We start from the raw sequence: 14,417 nt of genomic DNA, 5'->3' as shown, positions 1-14,417 counted from the left end.
AAATACCCGAACCTGATCTGATTTGTGTCCCTTTCTGAAGAAATAAAGAATAGTGAAGTGGATGTAATTATTGTTTCTTCTGATGAACCTGATGAATTTGATCGTCGGCATCAAATAATGAAAGAAAAGGGGTATGATACTCCAGAAAAAGTTAGAGAATTAATTGATAAAATCAAGCTAGAAATGCTTAAAGAGAAAGGAGGAGTGAGGAACTAAAATTGAAAGATAAAGACTATGGAGAAGAATAATAAGCGTTATCGTTCCTGATAAAATCAAGCGCGAAAACTGGACTGAGTGATAGTGAAATGAAACAAGAAATTGCAATTATGCTTTTTGCTATGGATTGACTGAACTGTTGGGTTTCGTTTCCCTCCACCCAACCTACATGGTTGTCCTTTGTCTGTTGGGTTTCGCGTAGAGACGTTCCATGGAACGTCTCTACCCACCATGGCACGTCTGTACCCAACCTACGTTTAATCATGGATTGACCGAACCTGATATAAAAGCCTAAACCGTTTGTGGTTGTTGTACTTGGGGCTGGAATTGGAAGAGAGAATAAACGACATTGCGACGAATATCGATCATCATCTCTAAAAACATCTCGTATCCTTCCTGTTTATATTCCACTAACGGATCACGCTGTCCATAACCTCGTAATCCAACCGATTCTCGTAAGGAATCCATGGCTTGTAAATGTTCTCGCCACAAGGTATCAATTTGTTGCAACATAAAGAATCGTTCAGCTTGACGCATTAAACCAGGTTGCAGTTTTTCCACTTCCGCTTCCTTGATATCATACGCCTTATGAATTTCCTCATGGAGAAAGGTCTTCATTTCCCCGAAGGTCATATCTTCTAGGTGAGACGGTTCTAAATCATTCAAGAGATAAACAAACTCTTTCGTTTTCGCCACCATCGATTCTAAATCCCATTCCTCTGGCGGTAAATCGGGATTAACGTAAGCGTTGACAATATCATCCATTGTCCGCCGTGCGTATTCTAACACCTGATCTTTGAGGTCTTTTCCTTCTAAAACTCGTCGCCGTTCTGCGTAAATGGCACGACGTTGATTGTTCATCACCTCGTCATATTCAAAAATTTGTTTACGGGTGTCGTAATAGAAGGTTTCTACCTTACGCTGGGCATTTTCTAAGGAACGGGTGAGGATTCCCGATTCGATCGGCATATCTTCCTCGACTCGAAACGCATTCATCATCCCCGAAACCCGATCGCCGCCAAAAATCCGCAGTAAATTGTCTTCCAAACTGAGGAAAAAGCGAGTGGAACCGGGGTCCCCTTGTCGTCCGGCACGTCCTCGTAACTGGTTATCAATGCGACGGGATTCGTGACGTTCGGTTCCAATGACGTGCAAACCGCCCAAGTTTACTACCTCATCATGTTCGCTGCTGGTGTAAGACTCATATTCCTTGTAAATCTCCCGATAAACCTTCCGTAGATTTTGAATCACTGGATCATCCGTTGGCGCTTTTTCCGCCGCGATCGCCACTTTTTCTTCGGCTTCTAATTCGGGCAAACTTTGCAGCCCATACTGTTGAACCGCATAATCAACCGCCTTTTTCAACGCTTCTTCTGTTTCTTTCGAGAGTTCTGTGGGGAAAATCTGGGGAGAAGCACGCCAAGTTTTAACCTTTTTCTTCTGATTATTATCCTTACCGAAACCTTGGGGACGATTACGTTTTTTCCCATTGGGAACACTAACCGCTAGTTCATCCTCTTCTTCTGGGATAACAATTTTCGGCATGAAATACTCTCGCAGTTTCAACCGCGCCATATAGTCAGGGTTTCCCCCTAAAATAATATCTGTTCCTCGTCCTGCCATGTTTGTGGCAATGGTAATCGCCCCTTTCCGTCCCGCTTGGGCGATAATTTCCGACTCCCGTTCCACATTTTCAGGACGGGCATTCAGAACATTGTAGGGAAGTCCTCGTTCATCCAATAATCCTGACAACAGTTCCGATTTTTCCACGCTGGTTGTCCCCACCAAAACAGGACGACCTTTTTCGTGCATTTCCTGACATTCATCGGCGACTGACTTCCATTTTCCTCGTTCGTTCTTATAAACCGCATCGGATAAGTCACGACGGGCGAGAGGTAAATTGGTCGGGATAATTGTGACTTGTAGATTATAAATTTTCTCGAACTCTGCTTCTTCGGTTTTGGCGGTTCCCGTCATCCCTGACAGTTTCGGATACAGTAGGAAGAAGTTTTGATAGGTAATGCTGGCGAGGGTTTGGGTTTCTTTCTGAATTTCTACCCCTTCTTTTGCCTCAATTGCTTGGTGTAAACCATCACTCCAACGGCGGCCCGGCATCACACGCCCTGTAAATTCATCAACAATGACCACTTCTCCATTGCGGACGATGTAGTTAACATCTTTGGTAAATAATTCTTTCGCTTTAATGGCGTTAAACACATAATGCGCCCAAGGATCTTCGGGATCATAGAGATCATTAACGCCTAACAATTCTTCCGCCTTGGCAAACCCTTCATCGGTGAGGAGAACCGTTTTCGCCTTCTCATCTACCTCATAATGGGCTTCTTCTCCCGCTTCGGCTTCTTCTAACGCCATGGCTTCTTCGGTTTTGATTTCTCCCTCTCGATCGCGTTTCAACTCACGAGCAATTTGAGAGGCGCGAATATATTTCTCGGTGGGACGTTCCACTTGACCAGAAATAATTAACGGAGTTCTCGCTTCGTCGATGAGTACCGAATCCACTTCGTCAATGATGCAATAATTAAAGGGACGTTGTACCACTTCCTCGATCGAGGTTGCCATGTTATCCCGAAGATAATCAAACCCGAGTTCGCTGTTCGTGGTATAAGTAATGTCGCAGTTGTAATTACTCTGTCTTTCTCTGGGGGACATTCCCTGTTGAATTAAACCGACACTCAAACCGAGAAAACGGTGGACTTGTCCCATCCATTCCGAGTCTCTACGCGCCAGATAATCGTTCACTGTGACAACGTGGACTCCTTTTCCCGTCAGGGCGTTGAGATAGCAAGGAAGCGTCGCAACAAGGGTTTTTCCTTCCCCTGTTTTCATTTCTGCAATTTCCCCACTGTGGAGAACAACTCCCCCTAAAATCTGTACATCATAATGGCGCAAACCGAGAACGCGGCGTGCGGCTTCTCTCACCACCGCAAAGGCTTCTGGTAAAATTTCCTCAATGAGGTCATTTTCTTCGTCTTCGTTTTTAGCTTGGGCAAGTTTTTCTCTAAATTCTTGGGTTTTTCCTCTTAAATCTTCGTCAGAGAGGCTTTTAATGTCTTCCTCATAGAGATTGACTTCTGTAACCGTCGGTTGTAGCTTTTTAAGTTTCCGTTCATTGGGATCGCCGAGAAGTTTTTTTAGGAACATAGCTTGGGGGATTAATTTAAGAACCGTTATTGTCTTATGTTAATTTCTTTTATATCTATTATTTATGTTACCATTGCCGTTTGCTCGTTGTTTAGGGGATAAACCAAGCAGAAACAACGAACATATTTTAAAATCAAGATTGCTGTCGGTTAAGAAAGGATAGAAGAACAAAGTGGTGGAAGCCTTAAAAATCGGTTTGTTAGGATTAGGCACGGTGGGAACAGCGACGGCGGGAATTTTACTCTCTCCAGAATCCCGTCACCCGTTATTAAAAGAGATTGAAATCGCTAAGGTGGGAGTGAAAACCCTAGATAAGCGTCGCGCTGTCGAGTTTGCTGATGGTGTTCTAACAACTGATTTGGAAGCGATTGTTACTGATCCTGATCTTGATATTGTGGTGGAGTTGATTGGTGGGTTAGAACCGGCTCGATCGTTGATTTTAAAGGCAATTTCTCACCAAAAGCACGTGGTAACAGCGAATAAAGCGGTGATTTCTCGTTACGGAGAGGAAATTTATCGAGCTGCAGCCGAAGCTGGAGTGTATGTTTTAATAGAAGCGGCGGTGGGGGGAGGAATTCCCATTATCCGTCCTCTACAACAATCTTTGAGTGTGAATCGGATTGACAGTATTTTAGGGATTATTAATGGCACAACCAATTTTATCCTCACGAAAATGGCAACCGAGGGAAGTGATTTCTCGGAGGTGCTAACGGAAGCGCAGGAGTTGGGTTACGCGGAGGCTGATCCCAGCGCGGATGTTGATGGGTATGATGCGGCGGATAAAATTACGATTCTGGCTACCCTGGCGTTTGGGGAACAGGTGAGTTTAGAACAGGTTTCCTGTGAGGGGATTCGCCAAGTGAGTGCGGTTGATATTCAATACGCAGAGCGATTAGGGTTTGAGATTAAGCTGTTGGCGATCGCGCAACGGGAGCAAAGTGGATTACAGGTGAGAGTTCATCCGACCTTAGTTCCTAAAGAACATCCTCTCGCCAATATTGATGGAGTCAATAATGCGATTTTAGTGGAAGGCGATCCGATCGGACAAGTGATGTTTTATGGACCGGGTGCTGGGGGTGGCGCAACCGCCAGCGCGGTGGTTTCAGATTTAATGAATATTGCTGCCATGTTAAAAGTGAGTCAAGCAGTCAATCCGTTATTAAAAATTCCTCAGCATCCTCGCCGTGAATTAGTGCCAATTCAAGAGTTAGTGACTCGTTTTTATGCCCGTATTATCTGCATCGATCGACCGGGTGTTATTGGCAATTTAGGCACTTGTTTCGGGAAACATAAGGTGAGTTTAGAATCGATCGTGCAAATTGATTTTAATAATGGTTTTGCCGAAATTGTGGTCGTGACGCACAATGTCAAAGAGGAAAATTTCCGTCAAGCCTTGGCAGAAATTCCCCATTTAGACGCGATCGAGCAGATTCAAATCCCCAGTGTTTTAAGGGTTTTAAGAGAAAAATAATCCCCGAAAAAATTAGGCTCAGTCGAGCCAGCTCAAAACAGGTAGTTTATATATGGCTGAAGTAACGATTAATTTGCCCGAAGAAGTGCTATCGGCTCGTCGTCTGCCTCCAGATGGCTTTGTGAATGAGTTGCGCCTAGCCGCAGCGATTCACTGGTATCAGCGAAATGAAATCTCCCAAGAAAAGGCGGCTCAAATTGCTGGCTTAAATCGAAGAGATTTTTTAGCGGCGGTAGCACGAGAAGGAGTGGATGTGTTTAATGTCGATTTTGAAGACTTAAAGCGAGAATTAAAAAGTGGCTGAATTTCCTGCAATTAATACATCCCCCTTGATTTTTTTAACGAAAGGGAATTATCTTTCTTTGCTACAGGTGGTAAGTCCAACATTTATTGTTCCGGACGTGGTAGCGCGTCCGATACTGGAAACTTTAAAGCAGTCTGGGATGTATCTTTCAGATCATGTAATTAACGAAGCGTTAAAAATGATTAATGAGTAAACCAACACCTATTTTCCAGATCAAATTGGTATTGGCAAACTACCTTTAGAGATTGATTTTTCCCTGTCGGAGAATTTGCCAACTGTTGCCTGTCCATTTTGCCACTGTAGAAGGAGAACCACTACTGGAAACGGATGAGATATCATTCAAAACCAAGACCTCTGGAAACGCTCGATCGATGCTTTCTGGAGAGGTTAAAGGCGGTTCTCCTGAACGGTTGGCGCTGGTAGTCGCAAGCACTCCCACTGCTTGAAAAATGGAGAGAGCGATCGAGCAGTCAGGAACACGCACTCCAATTGTCTCTGGAGTTTTCGGATTCACCGTCGAAGGCACTTGTGGAGAACTGGGTAACACCAGAGTTAACTGTCCTGGAAAGTATTTTCTTGTCATCTCTTCCCAAACTTGTAACTCTTCTGTTGTCCCATCCACATAAAACCGTAACTGTTCCCAAGAAGCCCCCATTAAAATCAAAGGTTTGTTTGCTTCTCGTTGTTTCAAGCGAAAGATTGCCTCGGCATTGTCGGGACGCACGGCTAAAGCGGGAACTGTATCAGTAGGAAAACTCACGACTTTTCCTTCCTTTGCGCCAGTTATTAATTCTGAAACAGAAACAATGGTCATTTTGGGAACTGTTTTCCTTTAACGTCTTCAATGTAGTTTTCCGTCGCTTCTTTAATGACTTCTCTAAGATTAGTATAGACTTTCGCAAACGGCGGCTGTTTTGCTGTTAAACCCAGTAAGTCTGCTGTGACTAAAACCTGTCCATCACAGTTATTACCAGCACCAATCCCGATCGTAGGAATAGAAATCGCATCAGTGATTTTTGCGGCGAGTTCATTGGGGATATGTTCTAAAATCAGAGCAAAAGCACCAGCTTGTGTCAGGTTAAGCGCCTCTTGGTAAATGCGTTCTGCTTCTTCGGGAGTTTTTCCCTGTTGACGATACCCTAAACGATGTACCGATTGAGGAGTTAAACCAATATGTCCCATCACAGGAATCCCAATACGAGTGAGAACGGAAACCGTCTGTGCGATCGTGCTGTTTCCTCCCTCTAATTTTACCGCTTGTACCCCTGTTTCCCTTAAAACTCTTCCCGCGCTACGAATTGCCTGCTGATCACTTTCTTGGTAACTTAAAAAAGGAAGATCACAAACCACCAACGCTCGTTTCACCCCTCGTTTCACCGCCGCCGCATGATGAAGCATTGCGTCTAAACTTAGAGGAAGTGTAGTCTCATGTCCCAACGCCGTCATCGCTAGAGAATCACCGACTAAAATCACATCAACTCCTGTTTCATCTAAAATCTGAGCAATGGCATAATCCCAAGCAGTGAGAACAGTAATTGAGCGTTGTTGTGTTTTCCAATTTAAAAGTTGCGCGATCGTTACCACCATGAAAAAATCTAGGAATAAATAAGATGAGAACGTAATAACTGTTAACTGTCGTAGGTTAGTAACAAATAACAAACCGTTAATCACGAATCTCCAGTTATGATGTTAGCTTAATTTAAGCTGGCGTTATTCGTTTACAATTGAATTACGATGTTTAAGACCATTCTCTTTCCTGTCGATCATAGTCGAGAAACCCGTGACGCGATCGCAACCGTGACTAATCTCGTTCAAACTTATAACAGTCGTCTGATTTTACTCTCCGTTGTTGAAACGGGAGAAGAAGCCAGAGAAGACACGCGACAGATGACATCCGAAGGCGCGGTGACAGAACTTCTTGAAGGAATCAAATCTTTATTGTCAGAAGAAAATGTGAATAACATCGAAACTTTAGAACGAGAAGGAAGACCAGCGTTTATCATTTGTGATGTAGCCGATGAACTGGATGCCGATTTAATTGTCATGGGGTGTCGTGGTGTGGGGTTAATTGAAGAAGAAGCGGAACACAGTGTTAGTAATCGTGTCATTAATCTTTCTCCCTGTCCAGTGTTAATTATTCCCTAGCATTCCCCCCAAACTTGGGGGTAAGGGGGCGATTTCCCCCCAAACTTGGGGGTGAGGGGGCGATTCTCCCCAAACTTGGGGGTGAGGGGGCAAAAAAATCATTACAACAATCAATAATGGCAATCATTCAATGGTATCCTGGTCATATTGCAAAAGCAGAACAGGAATTAAAACGACAGTTAAAGAATGTGGATGTTGTGTTAGAAGTGCTGGATGCGAGGATTCCCCTTGCATCTCAACATCCACAGGTTTCGCAATGGGTGGGAAGTAAACCGCGATTGTTGGTGATTAATCGCCAAGATATGATCCCAGAGGAGTTACATTCTCAATGGGTGGCGTGGTTTCAAAGTCAGGGTTATTCTCCTTATTTGACTGACGCACAAGCGGGGAAAGGGATTAAATCTCTGTTGAAAGCGGCGCAAAAAGCAGGGGAAGCGGTGAACGAAAAACGGAGAAGTCGCGGAATGCGCGATCGCCCTGTGCGTGCTGTGGTGATGGGGTTTCCCAATGTCGGAAAGTCAGCATTAATTAATCGTTTAGTCGGACGAAAAATCGTCCAAAGCGCACGGAAAGCTGGTGTAACTCGTCAACTAAAATGGGTGAGAATTTCTGACCAAATCGATCTTTTAGATGCACCTGGAGTGATTCCACCCAAACTCAAGGATCAAGCGGCAGCGATTAAACTCGCAATCTGTGATGATATTGGAGAAGCGGGTTATGATCTACAAAATATTGCGTCGGATTTAATTGATCTGTTGAAACAGTTACACTTTACGGATGTCCTTGAAAACCGTTATCATCTTGAAGTCAGTAATTTTACTGGCAGTGCTTATCTATCCGCTTTGGCGACTCAACGCCACAATCAAGACAAGGAAAGAACAGCACGAGAACTTCTGAATGATTTTCGTAAGGGGTTAATGGGAACAATTCCTTTAGAACTTCCGCCTGAACTTGTATGAAGTCTCGATCTATAAAAATTCTAGATGAGTTGCAATTTTTTTGCCCCCCAACCCCCAATTCTGGGGGAGTTTAGTAAGATCAAGTTGGCTCAATTAATTATCAAAAGTAGGTTGGGTGGAGAAGACGAAACCCAACACCAAGATGAGTTACAATTTTTTTGCCCCCCAACCCCCAATTCTGGGGGAGTTTAGTAAGATCAAGTTGGCTCAATTAGTTATCAAAAGTAGGTTCGGTGGAGAAGACGAAACCCAACACCAAGATGAGTTACAATTTTTTTGCCCCCCAACCCCCAATTCTGGGGGAGTCTAGTAAGATCAAGTTGGCTCAATTAGTTATCAAAAGTAGGTTCGGTGGAGAAGACGAAACCCAACACCAAGATGAGTTACAATTTTTTTGCCCCCCAACCCCCAATTCTGGGGGAGTTTAGTAAGATCAAGTTGGCTCAATTAGTTATCAAAAGTAGGTTCGGTGGAGAAGACGAAACCCAACACCAATTAGAAGCAGTTACCTGAACTTGATATAAGCCAACTTTTTACATAAGATTTAGGATTGCCGTAGCAATACCGCCATTAAAAAACGATAGAAGTCTCAATATGAGTTTCTAACTGCTATATTTCACAGCGCGATCGTAGCGTACTCGCATTAATCTGTATATTTGCCAGAACCAGACGATATGACAAAAAATGCCAGAAAAAAGAAAGGAATTAAACTGAATAGAGAGTGGTTGCCAGAAGCAATTGCTGTAATATTTTTAGTTGCGATCGGGCTTTATTTCTTCCTCCCCAGTGCGGCGCGATCGAGCTTACTTGAGGGATTAAATAACCTCATTACACTGCTTCCCACACTAATAAAATCAGCGATTAATCCGAAAAACATTTTAGCAATAATCATCATTGTAGCTGTTAGTTACTTTTTTGTACAACGGCTACGCTATCATGTTTTTCGCCTTTACGGATACGATAAAACTTGTCCCGTATGTCAACACCACACCCATAAACTGCACCGAAAAGGATATCAACGTTGGCTGTCTTATTTGATCCCAATCCGTCGTTATCATTGTAGTAATTGTAATTGGAAAGGATTACGAATTTATCATAAAAAGACTCGTAATCGCGGGTAAATATAATAAAAGTAATAATTGATTATTCCTCATTAAATATGATAGAGTTAAACCTTAATTATTGAAAAAAATGACGATGAATCTCTCTTCTCAATTAACTTTAAATCTCGATCAAGGTTCAATTCGATTTAATTTTAGTCCCGAAGCGGCGCAAGACTTAAAACAGGCGCTTTCTAGTTTGATGGAAAAGTTTAAAGTGACAACACAAGCGGTAAATGAGGGAAATAAACCCCAGCCTCAGTCACCCACTGAATATCGCCACACAGGAGAGGTATTTTTAGAGGTATTTTGTAACCCGAATATCTATCCCACTCCTTTCGCGGCAAAAGTCTTGATAACGGTTCGAGATGAGCGAATCCGCCTTACGACAGAAGCAGAACTCACACGATTAGTTGAAGATGTGACAGAATATCTAGAGCAGCATCAGGGGTAAATTATGGATAATCAAAATCAGCCGTTTAAAATTGTTGAACAAGGATTCTATGTCACGCTCGGAGCAATTTCTGTGGCAACGGAAACGATACAAAATGAGCAAAAACGATCGCAGCTGGTGTCGGAATTAAGTGAAGAGTTGAACCAACGCACCCAAGAATGGGAAAAGAAAGGGGAAACCACCGCCACTGAAGCTCGTCGCTTTGTAGAAGAATTAATCAATCAAGGAGAGCAGTCTGCTACACAACAGCCCTCTTCTACGGAAACCCCGACGGCGAGTCAGTCTCAGCAAGAAACCGAACCCGATCGAGATGACTTTCCCTCCCGTTTACAATCCCTTACTGATGAAGTGGCAACGTTACGGGAAGAAATGACCCAATTTCGTCAAAAATAGGATTTAGATAGGGTTTGCTGGAAAAGTTCATGTTTTCGGTGTAGTAAGGCAAGAGGCAAAAGGCAAAAGGCAAGAGGGTTGATTGATCGGTAGGAGGGGAAGGTTTTGATGCAAGGTTTTGACGATTGAACAATCAATGAACTTGCATTTTTACGAGAACTTAATCGCATCAAATCCTTATTTGGTAAAACTTTCAGCTTCCCAACAGCAAAGCCTAGCTAAAAAAACCGTCTGTAGAAAGCTCCACAGACGGTGTTTTAATTGATTTTTAAGGATTAAATGGGAATTTGATTAATAACCGCCATAAACGCCGTTGTTGATCCGATCGCCCCCTTCAATAAAAGCGCTTTCCGGTTCAGTGACTACAAACTCATCAAGGTTTTCCTCTAAACGCTCTTTTTGACGTTCACTTAAATCAGGGATGTTGAACACATCTTCCACTTTTTCATAAGGGGAATTTTCGATGATCTTACGAGCGAGAGTAGGATAAAACCCTCTCAAGTCGCGGAAGGCTTGGATATTTGTGTTATTCAAGTCGATTTTATTGCCAATTTGTTTTAATTTTTGATCCGCATCATTACGGAATTGAGCCAAAATAGAAATACCTGACCCATTAACTTGGTTAACATTGAGCGCTAAGACGGGAGATTGTCCCATCCCTAACAAGAAACTAACGCTCAATAGGAAAACTGCTAACAATGACACTAACTTTCGCATAAATTTATCTCCTCCAAGGCAAGGCTTGACTTTTGCTTGCTATTGTCTCATCTTATGTGACTCAGAACAATTTTCTGATCTATTTTTGGTAGTGATTTTGAGGAATGAACGAAAAGCCGATCGGAAAACGGTTGTTTAACGGTAAAATTTTAAACTAAAGAAGCTCAATGTGTTGCGGAGAAGATTAAATTTATGACACTTCAACTTGGTGATGTAGTTCCCGATTTTCAACAAGCCTCCAGTATGGGAGATATTTCTTTTCACGAGTGGGCTGGAGATAGTTGGGTAATTTTATTTTCACACCCTGCGGATTATACTCCAGTTTGTACCACTGAATTAGGAGAAGTCGCTCGTCTCAAACCTGAATTTGATAAACGCAATGTGAAGGTGTTGGCGTTAAGTGTCGATGATGCCGAATCTCACAAAGGATGGATTAACGATATTAACGAAACTCAATCCTGTTCTGTTAATTATCCCATTCTCGCAGATGGCGATCGGAAAGTGTCTGATCTCTATGGGATGATTCACCCCAACTCTTTAAATAATCTCACGGTGCGATCGGTGTTTATCATTGATCCACAGAAAAAACTTCGTCTCACTTTGACTTATCCTGCTAGTACCGGTCGCAACTTCCCTGAATTATTGCGGGTGATTGATTCTCTACAATTAACTGACAATTATCAAGTGGCGACTCCTGTTAACTGGAAAGAAGGAGATGATGTTGTCGTTGTTCCTTCCATTTCCACGGAGGAAGCGAAACAGAAATTCCCGAAAGGGGTGACTGAGGTTAAACCTTATTTACGGATGACTCCCCAACCGAATCAGTAGATCATCTCTCCCTATCCCCCCTAACCCCCCTTTGAAAGGGGGGAAAAGAAGAGGGGAATCCCCAGCACGAAGAAAAGATGGAACGTCTTTACAGATCGTTGTTGTCTTCCTCGTCCATTTCTTTACACCATTCTTGTAAATCCTGATTGCGCTGTCGTCGAGAATCTCGGCGATATTTTTTTCGCTCTAAACGCGGTTCATAACTGCGTTCCCCTGAACTTTTGATTTTGAGTTTCAAACTATTGTCCGCGTCGGTGGTTTGTTCTCGCGCTTCTAATTGCTCGATCGCGCTTTTCAAAAAGTCCAAATAATGGGGATATCGTTCCCATTCCCCTCGTACCACACAATCGGGTTCATCTCGATGTAAACAATCACCAAAGCGACAACTTCCTTGTTTTAAGCGTTCTCTGGCTTCAGGAAAATAAGTCGCTAAAGTCAACGGATCACAATTGAGATCAGGTTGATTAAAGCCTGGGGTATCCGCAAGTAACCCCCCGTTGGGTAAAGAAAATAACTCCACATGGCGTGTCGTATGTCGTCCGCGCTGAAGTTTTCCCGACACTGTACTCACTCGTAATTGTGCTTGGGGAATCAGTAAATTAATTAAACTAGATTTTCCCACCCCAGAAGGGCCAGCGAAGATCGTCGTCCGATCGTTTAATTGCTTTTGCAGTGCCTCTAACCCTGCTTGTTGCTCCACACTAATCAAAAATGGGGAATACCCCCAGCCTTGCAGCCGTGCCTCCCATTCCTGCCTTTCTGTGGCGGAGACTAAATCTTTTTTATTTAAGCAAACACATAAATCAATTCCTGTGGATTCTGCTTTCACTAAAAAACGGCTTAACTGCATGGGTTCTAAAGGTGGTTGTGCTAAGGCAAACACTAAAACCAACTGATTGGCATTGGCGACAGGAGGACGATCTAATTCCGTCTCGCGAGGAAACACCTCGTTAATTACTCCACGCTGATCCGTCCAGTCTGGTTCGACTACCCGAACCCGATCGCCCACCATAACCTTCTGTCCAATTTTCTGCAGGCGCGATCGACGGGTACAAAGTAATCTCACCGCTCGATCGTCTAACTGTACCTGATAAAAATTCGCCTGTACCGCCACCACTGTTCCTGTGAGTTGATCGGGCGCTGTCATTATTGTTGCACCGATCGACGCACTTGCAGCGCGAAAAACTCACCGCGATCCTCAAGCCCTTCTATGGGATAACCTTCTACTTTTAGACTGTGGGGAACCTGCTCGATCGGTTCTCCAGGATCGAGCCAAACCTCCAATAACGCACCCGTTTCCATTTGTTCGAGACGTAACTTCGTCCGTACAAAATTAATCGGACAAGGCGTTCCCCGCAAATCCAACTGAGCATCAGGAATCGGTTGTGAAGTTGTTGTTGAAGCTGATTCACTCATCCGCCAAACACCCGTCCTAAAAATCCTTCTAATCCGCCTTTACCGCTATTTTCCCCTTTAATTTTCGCCAATTCCTCTAATAACTCTCGTTCCTTCGCATTCAAACGAGTGGGAATTTCCACATGAACCGTAATCAAATGATTACCCCGACTGACAGGATTTCCCAATTTCGGAACGCCCTTACTTTCCAAAGTCAACACCGTATCAGGTTGCGTTCCTGCGGGGATATTCAAATCTTCCTCGCCATCAACCGTGTTCACCTTAATCCGACAGCCTAAAATCGCTTGTAAATAGCTGACAGTAATCTCCGAGAGAAGATTCAACCCATCCCGTTTAAACTCAGGGTCTGGTTTCACCCCTAAATAAACATATAAATCTCCAGGAGAGCCACCGCGTAGCCCTGCATCCCCTTCCGAGGACACTCGTAAGCGTGTCCCATTATCCACACCAGGTGGAATGGTAATTTTTAGCTTTTTCGTTTCTCGTTTGCGACCTGCACCACCACAGGTTTCGCATTTTTCCTCAATAACACGCCCTTCACCATTACAAGTGGGACACACTGAAACTTGAGCAAAACTACCGAAAGGAGTACGAGTCGCCCGTCTCACCTGTCCACTTCCCGAACAAGTCGAGCAAGTGCTTGCCCCGCTTCCTGGTTTTGCGCCACTCCCTTCGCAGGTTTCACAAGTTTCTAAGTGAGGAATACGAATCTCTTTCTCTCCCCCAAAAACCGCTTCTCGGAAGTTGATTTGTAAATCAAGGCGTAAATCATCGCCGCGAGTGGGTCCAGTGCGACGGCGAGTCGAACCGCCTGCGGTTGCGCCACCAAAGCCACTAAAGATGGTTTCAAAAATATCAGCAAAGCCACCCATATCAGTAGCAAAGTCTTGATAACCAGCAGTGCCACCAGCACCAGCACCAGCACCAGCGCTGACACCTGCTTCCCCAAAGCGATCGTAACGCGCTCTCGTTTCGGGTTCTGACAGCACTTCGTAGGCACGGTTAATTTCTTTAAATCGTTCTTCCGCCCCCTCTTGTTTGTTCACATCAGGATGATATTGTCGAGCGAGACGGCGGTAAGCGCGTTTAATATCTTCTTTACTTGCGTTGCGGGAAATTCCCAACAGTTCGTAATAATCGGCAGCCATAAAGCAGTGGTTCAGTGTTTAGCGTTTATCTATATTAAGTTTAATTTATTTCCATTTACGAGATTAGCAAGTATCGCCGTAGCCTTCAATGCTTATGGTTTCCA

General features: G+C 43.8%; 17 protein-coding genes. 10 read left to right on the top strand and 7 right to left on the bottom strand.

Going from position 1 to position 14,417, the window contains the following annotated elements; translation table 11 throughout:
* The first annotated feature begins 24 nt into the window (after window positions 1–24).
* Complete coding sequence (locus DACSA_RS01155; protein WP_015228023.1) at window positions 25–216, top strand: hypothetical protein; 192 nt, start codon at window positions 25–27, stop codon at window positions 214–216.
* 291 nt (window positions 217–507) lie between these two features.
* Here the strand turns inward: DACSA_RS01155 and secA are convergent, their stop codons facing one another.
* The gene (secA, locus tag DACSA_RS01145; RefSeq protein WP_015228022.1) at window positions 508–3,378 is read right to left on the bottom strand and encodes a preprotein translocase subunit SecA; all 2,871 of its coding nucleotides are present in this window, start codon (window positions 3,376–3,378) and stop codon (window positions 508–510) included.
* A gap of 172 nt (window positions 3,379–3,550) precedes the next feature.
* Here secA and DACSA_RS01140 point away from each other — a divergent pair, with 172 nt between their 5' ends.
* Genes DACSA_RS01140 through DACSA_RS20090 form a run of 3 tightly spaced genes read left to right on the top strand, consistent with a single transcriptional unit; the run spans window position 3,551 to window position 5,346 of the window.
* Window positions 3,551–4,849 carry a homoserine dehydrogenase gene (locus DACSA_RS01140; protein WP_015228021.1) on the top strand — a complete coding sequence of 433 codons (1,299 nt, stop codon included), beginning with the start codon at window positions 3,551–3,553 and terminating at the stop codon, window positions 4,847–4,849.
* Window positions 4,850–4,901: 52 nt separating this feature from the next.
* Window positions 4,902–5,153: a UPF0175 family protein gene (locus DACSA_RS01135; RefSeq protein ID WP_015228020.1), complete on the top strand. Its 252-nt coding sequence runs from the start codon at window positions 4,902–4,904 to the stop codon at window positions 5,151–5,153.
* On the top strand, window positions 5,146–5,346 hold the full coding sequence (locus DACSA_RS20090; protein ID WP_015228019.1) for a DUF3368 domain-containing protein: 201 nt from the start codon (window positions 5,146–5,148) through the stop codon (window positions 5,344–5,346). The genes DACSA_RS01135 and DACSA_RS20090 overlap by 8 nt, the downstream gene beginning before the upstream one ends.
* 45 nt (window positions 5,347–5,391) lie before the next feature.
* On the opposite strand, the gene DACSA_RS01125 is transcribed toward DACSA_RS20090, so the two are convergent.
* On the bottom strand, window positions 5,392–5,967 hold the full coding sequence (locus tag DACSA_RS01125) for an L-threonylcarbamoyladenylate synthase (RefSeq protein ID WP_015228018.1): 576 nt from the start codon (window positions 5,965–5,967) through the stop codon (window positions 5,392–5,394).
* Window positions 5,964–6,740, bottom strand: a complete 777-nt coding sequence (gene panB / locus DACSA_RS01120; protein ID WP_041235606.1) for a 3-methyl-2-oxobutanoate hydroxymethyltransferase — start codon at window positions 6,738–6,740, stop codon at window positions 5,964–5,966. The genes DACSA_RS01125 and panB overlap by 4 nt, the downstream gene beginning before the upstream one ends.
* A 147-nt stretch (window positions 6,741–6,887) precedes the next feature.
* Between panB and DACSA_RS01115 the strand changes: the two genes are divergently transcribed.
* The 5 genes from DACSA_RS01115 to DACSA_RS01095 all read left to right on the top strand — a co-directional run bounded on the left by DACSA_RS01115 (window position 6,888) and on the right by DACSA_RS01095 (window position 10,204).
* Window positions 6,888–7,298: a universal stress protein gene (locus DACSA_RS01115; RefSeq protein WP_015228016.1), complete on the top strand. Its 411-nt coding sequence runs from the start codon at window positions 6,888–6,890 to the stop codon at window positions 7,296–7,298.
* Window positions 7,299–7,414: 116 nt separating this feature from the next.
* Window positions 7,415–8,257: a ribosome biogenesis GTPase YlqF gene (ylqF, locus tag DACSA_RS01110; RefSeq protein WP_015228015.1), complete on the top strand. Its 843-nt coding sequence runs from the start codon at window positions 7,415–7,417 to the stop codon at window positions 8,255–8,257.
* 656 nt (window positions 8,258–8,913) lie between these two features.
* Window positions 8,914–9,378 (top strand): hypothetical protein, encoded by a 465-nt coding sequence (locus tag DACSA_RS01105; protein ID WP_156800597.1) that lies wholly within the window; start codon window positions 8,914–8,916, stop codon window positions 9,376–9,378.
* 76 nt (window positions 9,379–9,454) lie between these two features.
* Window positions 9,455–9,811 carry a hypothetical protein gene (locus DACSA_RS01100; RefSeq protein ID WP_015228013.1) on the top strand — a complete coding sequence of 119 codons (357 nt, stop codon included), beginning with the start codon at window positions 9,455–9,457 and terminating at the stop codon, window positions 9,809–9,811.
* Window positions 9,812–9,814: 3 nt separating this feature from the next.
* Window positions 9,815–10,204, top strand: a complete 390-nt coding sequence (locus DACSA_RS01095) for a hypothetical protein (protein ID WP_015228012.1) — start codon at window positions 9,815–9,817, stop codon at window positions 10,202–10,204.
* Window positions 10,205–10,495: 291 nt separating this feature from the next.
* Here DACSA_RS01095 and psbU read toward each other — a convergent pair whose 3' ends face one another.
* The gene (gene psbU, locus DACSA_RS01090) at window positions 10,496–10,921 is read right to left on the bottom strand and encodes a photosystem II complex extrinsic protein PsbU (protein ID WP_015228011.1); all 426 of its coding nucleotides are present in this window, start codon (window positions 10,919–10,921) and stop codon (window positions 10,496–10,498) included.
* Window positions 10,922–11,113: 192 nt separating this feature from the next.
* Here psbU and DACSA_RS01085 point away from each other — a divergent pair, with 192 nt between their 5' ends.
* A complete protein-coding gene (locus DACSA_RS01085) occupies window positions 11,114–11,749 on the top strand; it encodes a peroxiredoxin (protein WP_015228010.1) in 636 nt (211 codons plus the stop codon).
* Between the two features lie 88 nt (window positions 11,750–11,837).
* Here DACSA_RS01085 and rsgA read toward each other — a convergent pair whose 3' ends face one another.
* From rsgA to dnaJ, 3 genes are read right to left on the bottom strand one after another with little or no spacing between them, the layout of a single operon-like run.
* Complete coding sequence (rsgA, locus tag DACSA_RS01080) at window positions 11,838–12,896, bottom strand: small ribosomal subunit biogenesis GTPase RsgA (protein ID WP_015228009.1); 1,059 nt, start codon at window positions 12,894–12,896, stop codon at window positions 11,838–11,840.
* Window positions 12,896–13,165, bottom strand: a complete 270-nt coding sequence (locus DACSA_RS01075; protein ID WP_015228008.1) for a sulfurtransferase TusA family protein — start codon at window positions 13,163–13,165, stop codon at window positions 12,896–12,898. Before DACSA_RS01075 ends, rsgA begins: the two co-directional genes overlap by 1 nt.
* Window positions 13,162–14,313 carry a molecular chaperone DnaJ gene (dnaJ, locus tag DACSA_RS01070; protein WP_015228007.1) on the bottom strand — a complete coding sequence of 384 codons (1,152 nt, stop codon included), beginning with the start codon at window positions 14,311–14,313 and terminating at the stop codon, window positions 13,162–13,164. The genes DACSA_RS01075 and dnaJ overlap by 4 nt, the downstream gene beginning before the upstream one ends.
* Between the last annotated feature and the right edge of the window lie 104 nt (window positions 14,314–14,417).

It is taken from the genome of Dactylococcopsis salina PCC 8305 (genome assembly GCF_000317615.1).
Lineage (GTDB): Bacteria > Cyanobacteriota > Cyanobacteriia > Cyanobacteriales > Rubidibacteraceae > Halothece > Halothece salina.
The sequence above is the reverse complement of the archived record's forward strand: the minus strand, read 5'-3'. Positions and strand labels throughout refer to the sequence as shown.

Excerpts from the sequence above, each read along its gene's own strand:
- secA (WP_015228022.1), bottom strand. The coding sequence starts at position 3,378 with ATGTTCCTAAAAAAACTTCTCGGCGATCCCAATGAACGGAAACTTAAA.
- DACSA_RS01135 (WP_015228020.1), top strand. The coding sequence starts at position 4,902 with ATGGCTGAAGTAACGATTAATTTGCCCGAAGAAGTGCTATCGGCTCGT.
- DACSA_RS01125 (WP_015228018.1), bottom strand. The coding sequence starts at position 5,967 with ATGACCATTGTTTCTGTTTCAGAATTAATAACTGGCGCAAAGGAAGGA.
- panB (WP_041235606.1), bottom strand. The coding sequence starts at position 6,740 with ATGGTGGTAACGATCGCGCAACTTTTAAATTGGAAAACACAACAACGC.
- DACSA_RS01115 (WP_015228016.1), top strand. The coding sequence starts at position 6,888 with ATGTTTAAGACCATTCTCTTTCCTGTCGATCATAGTCGAGAAACCCGT.
- ylqF (WP_015228015.1), top strand. The coding sequence starts at position 7,415 with ATGGCAATCATTCAATGGTATCCTGGTCATATTGCAAAAGCAGAACAG.
- DACSA_RS01100 (WP_015228013.1), top strand. The coding sequence starts at position 9,455 with ATGAATCTCTCTTCTCAATTAACTTTAAATCTCGATCAAGGTTCAATT.
- DACSA_RS01095 (WP_015228012.1), top strand. The coding sequence starts at position 9,815 with ATGGATAATCAAAATCAGCCGTTTAAAATTGTTGAACAAGGATTCTAT.
- psbU (WP_015228011.1), bottom strand. The coding sequence starts at position 10,921 with ATGCGAAAGTTAGTGTCATTGTTAGCAGTTTTCCTATTGAGCGTTAGT.
- DACSA_RS01085 (WP_015228010.1), top strand. The coding sequence starts at position 11,114 with ATGACACTTCAACTTGGTGATGTAGTTCCCGATTTTCAACAAGCCTCC.
- rsgA (WP_015228009.1), bottom strand. The coding sequence starts at position 12,896 with ATGACAGCGCCCGATCAACTCACAGGAACAGTGGTGGCGGTACAGGCG.
- DACSA_RS01075 (WP_015228008.1), bottom strand. The coding sequence starts at position 13,165 with ATGAGTGAATCAGCTTCAACAACAACTTCACAACCGATTCCTGATGCT.
- dnaJ (WP_015228007.1), bottom strand. The coding sequence starts at position 14,313 with ATGGCTGCCGATTATTACGAACTGTTGGGAATTTCCCGCAACGCAAGT.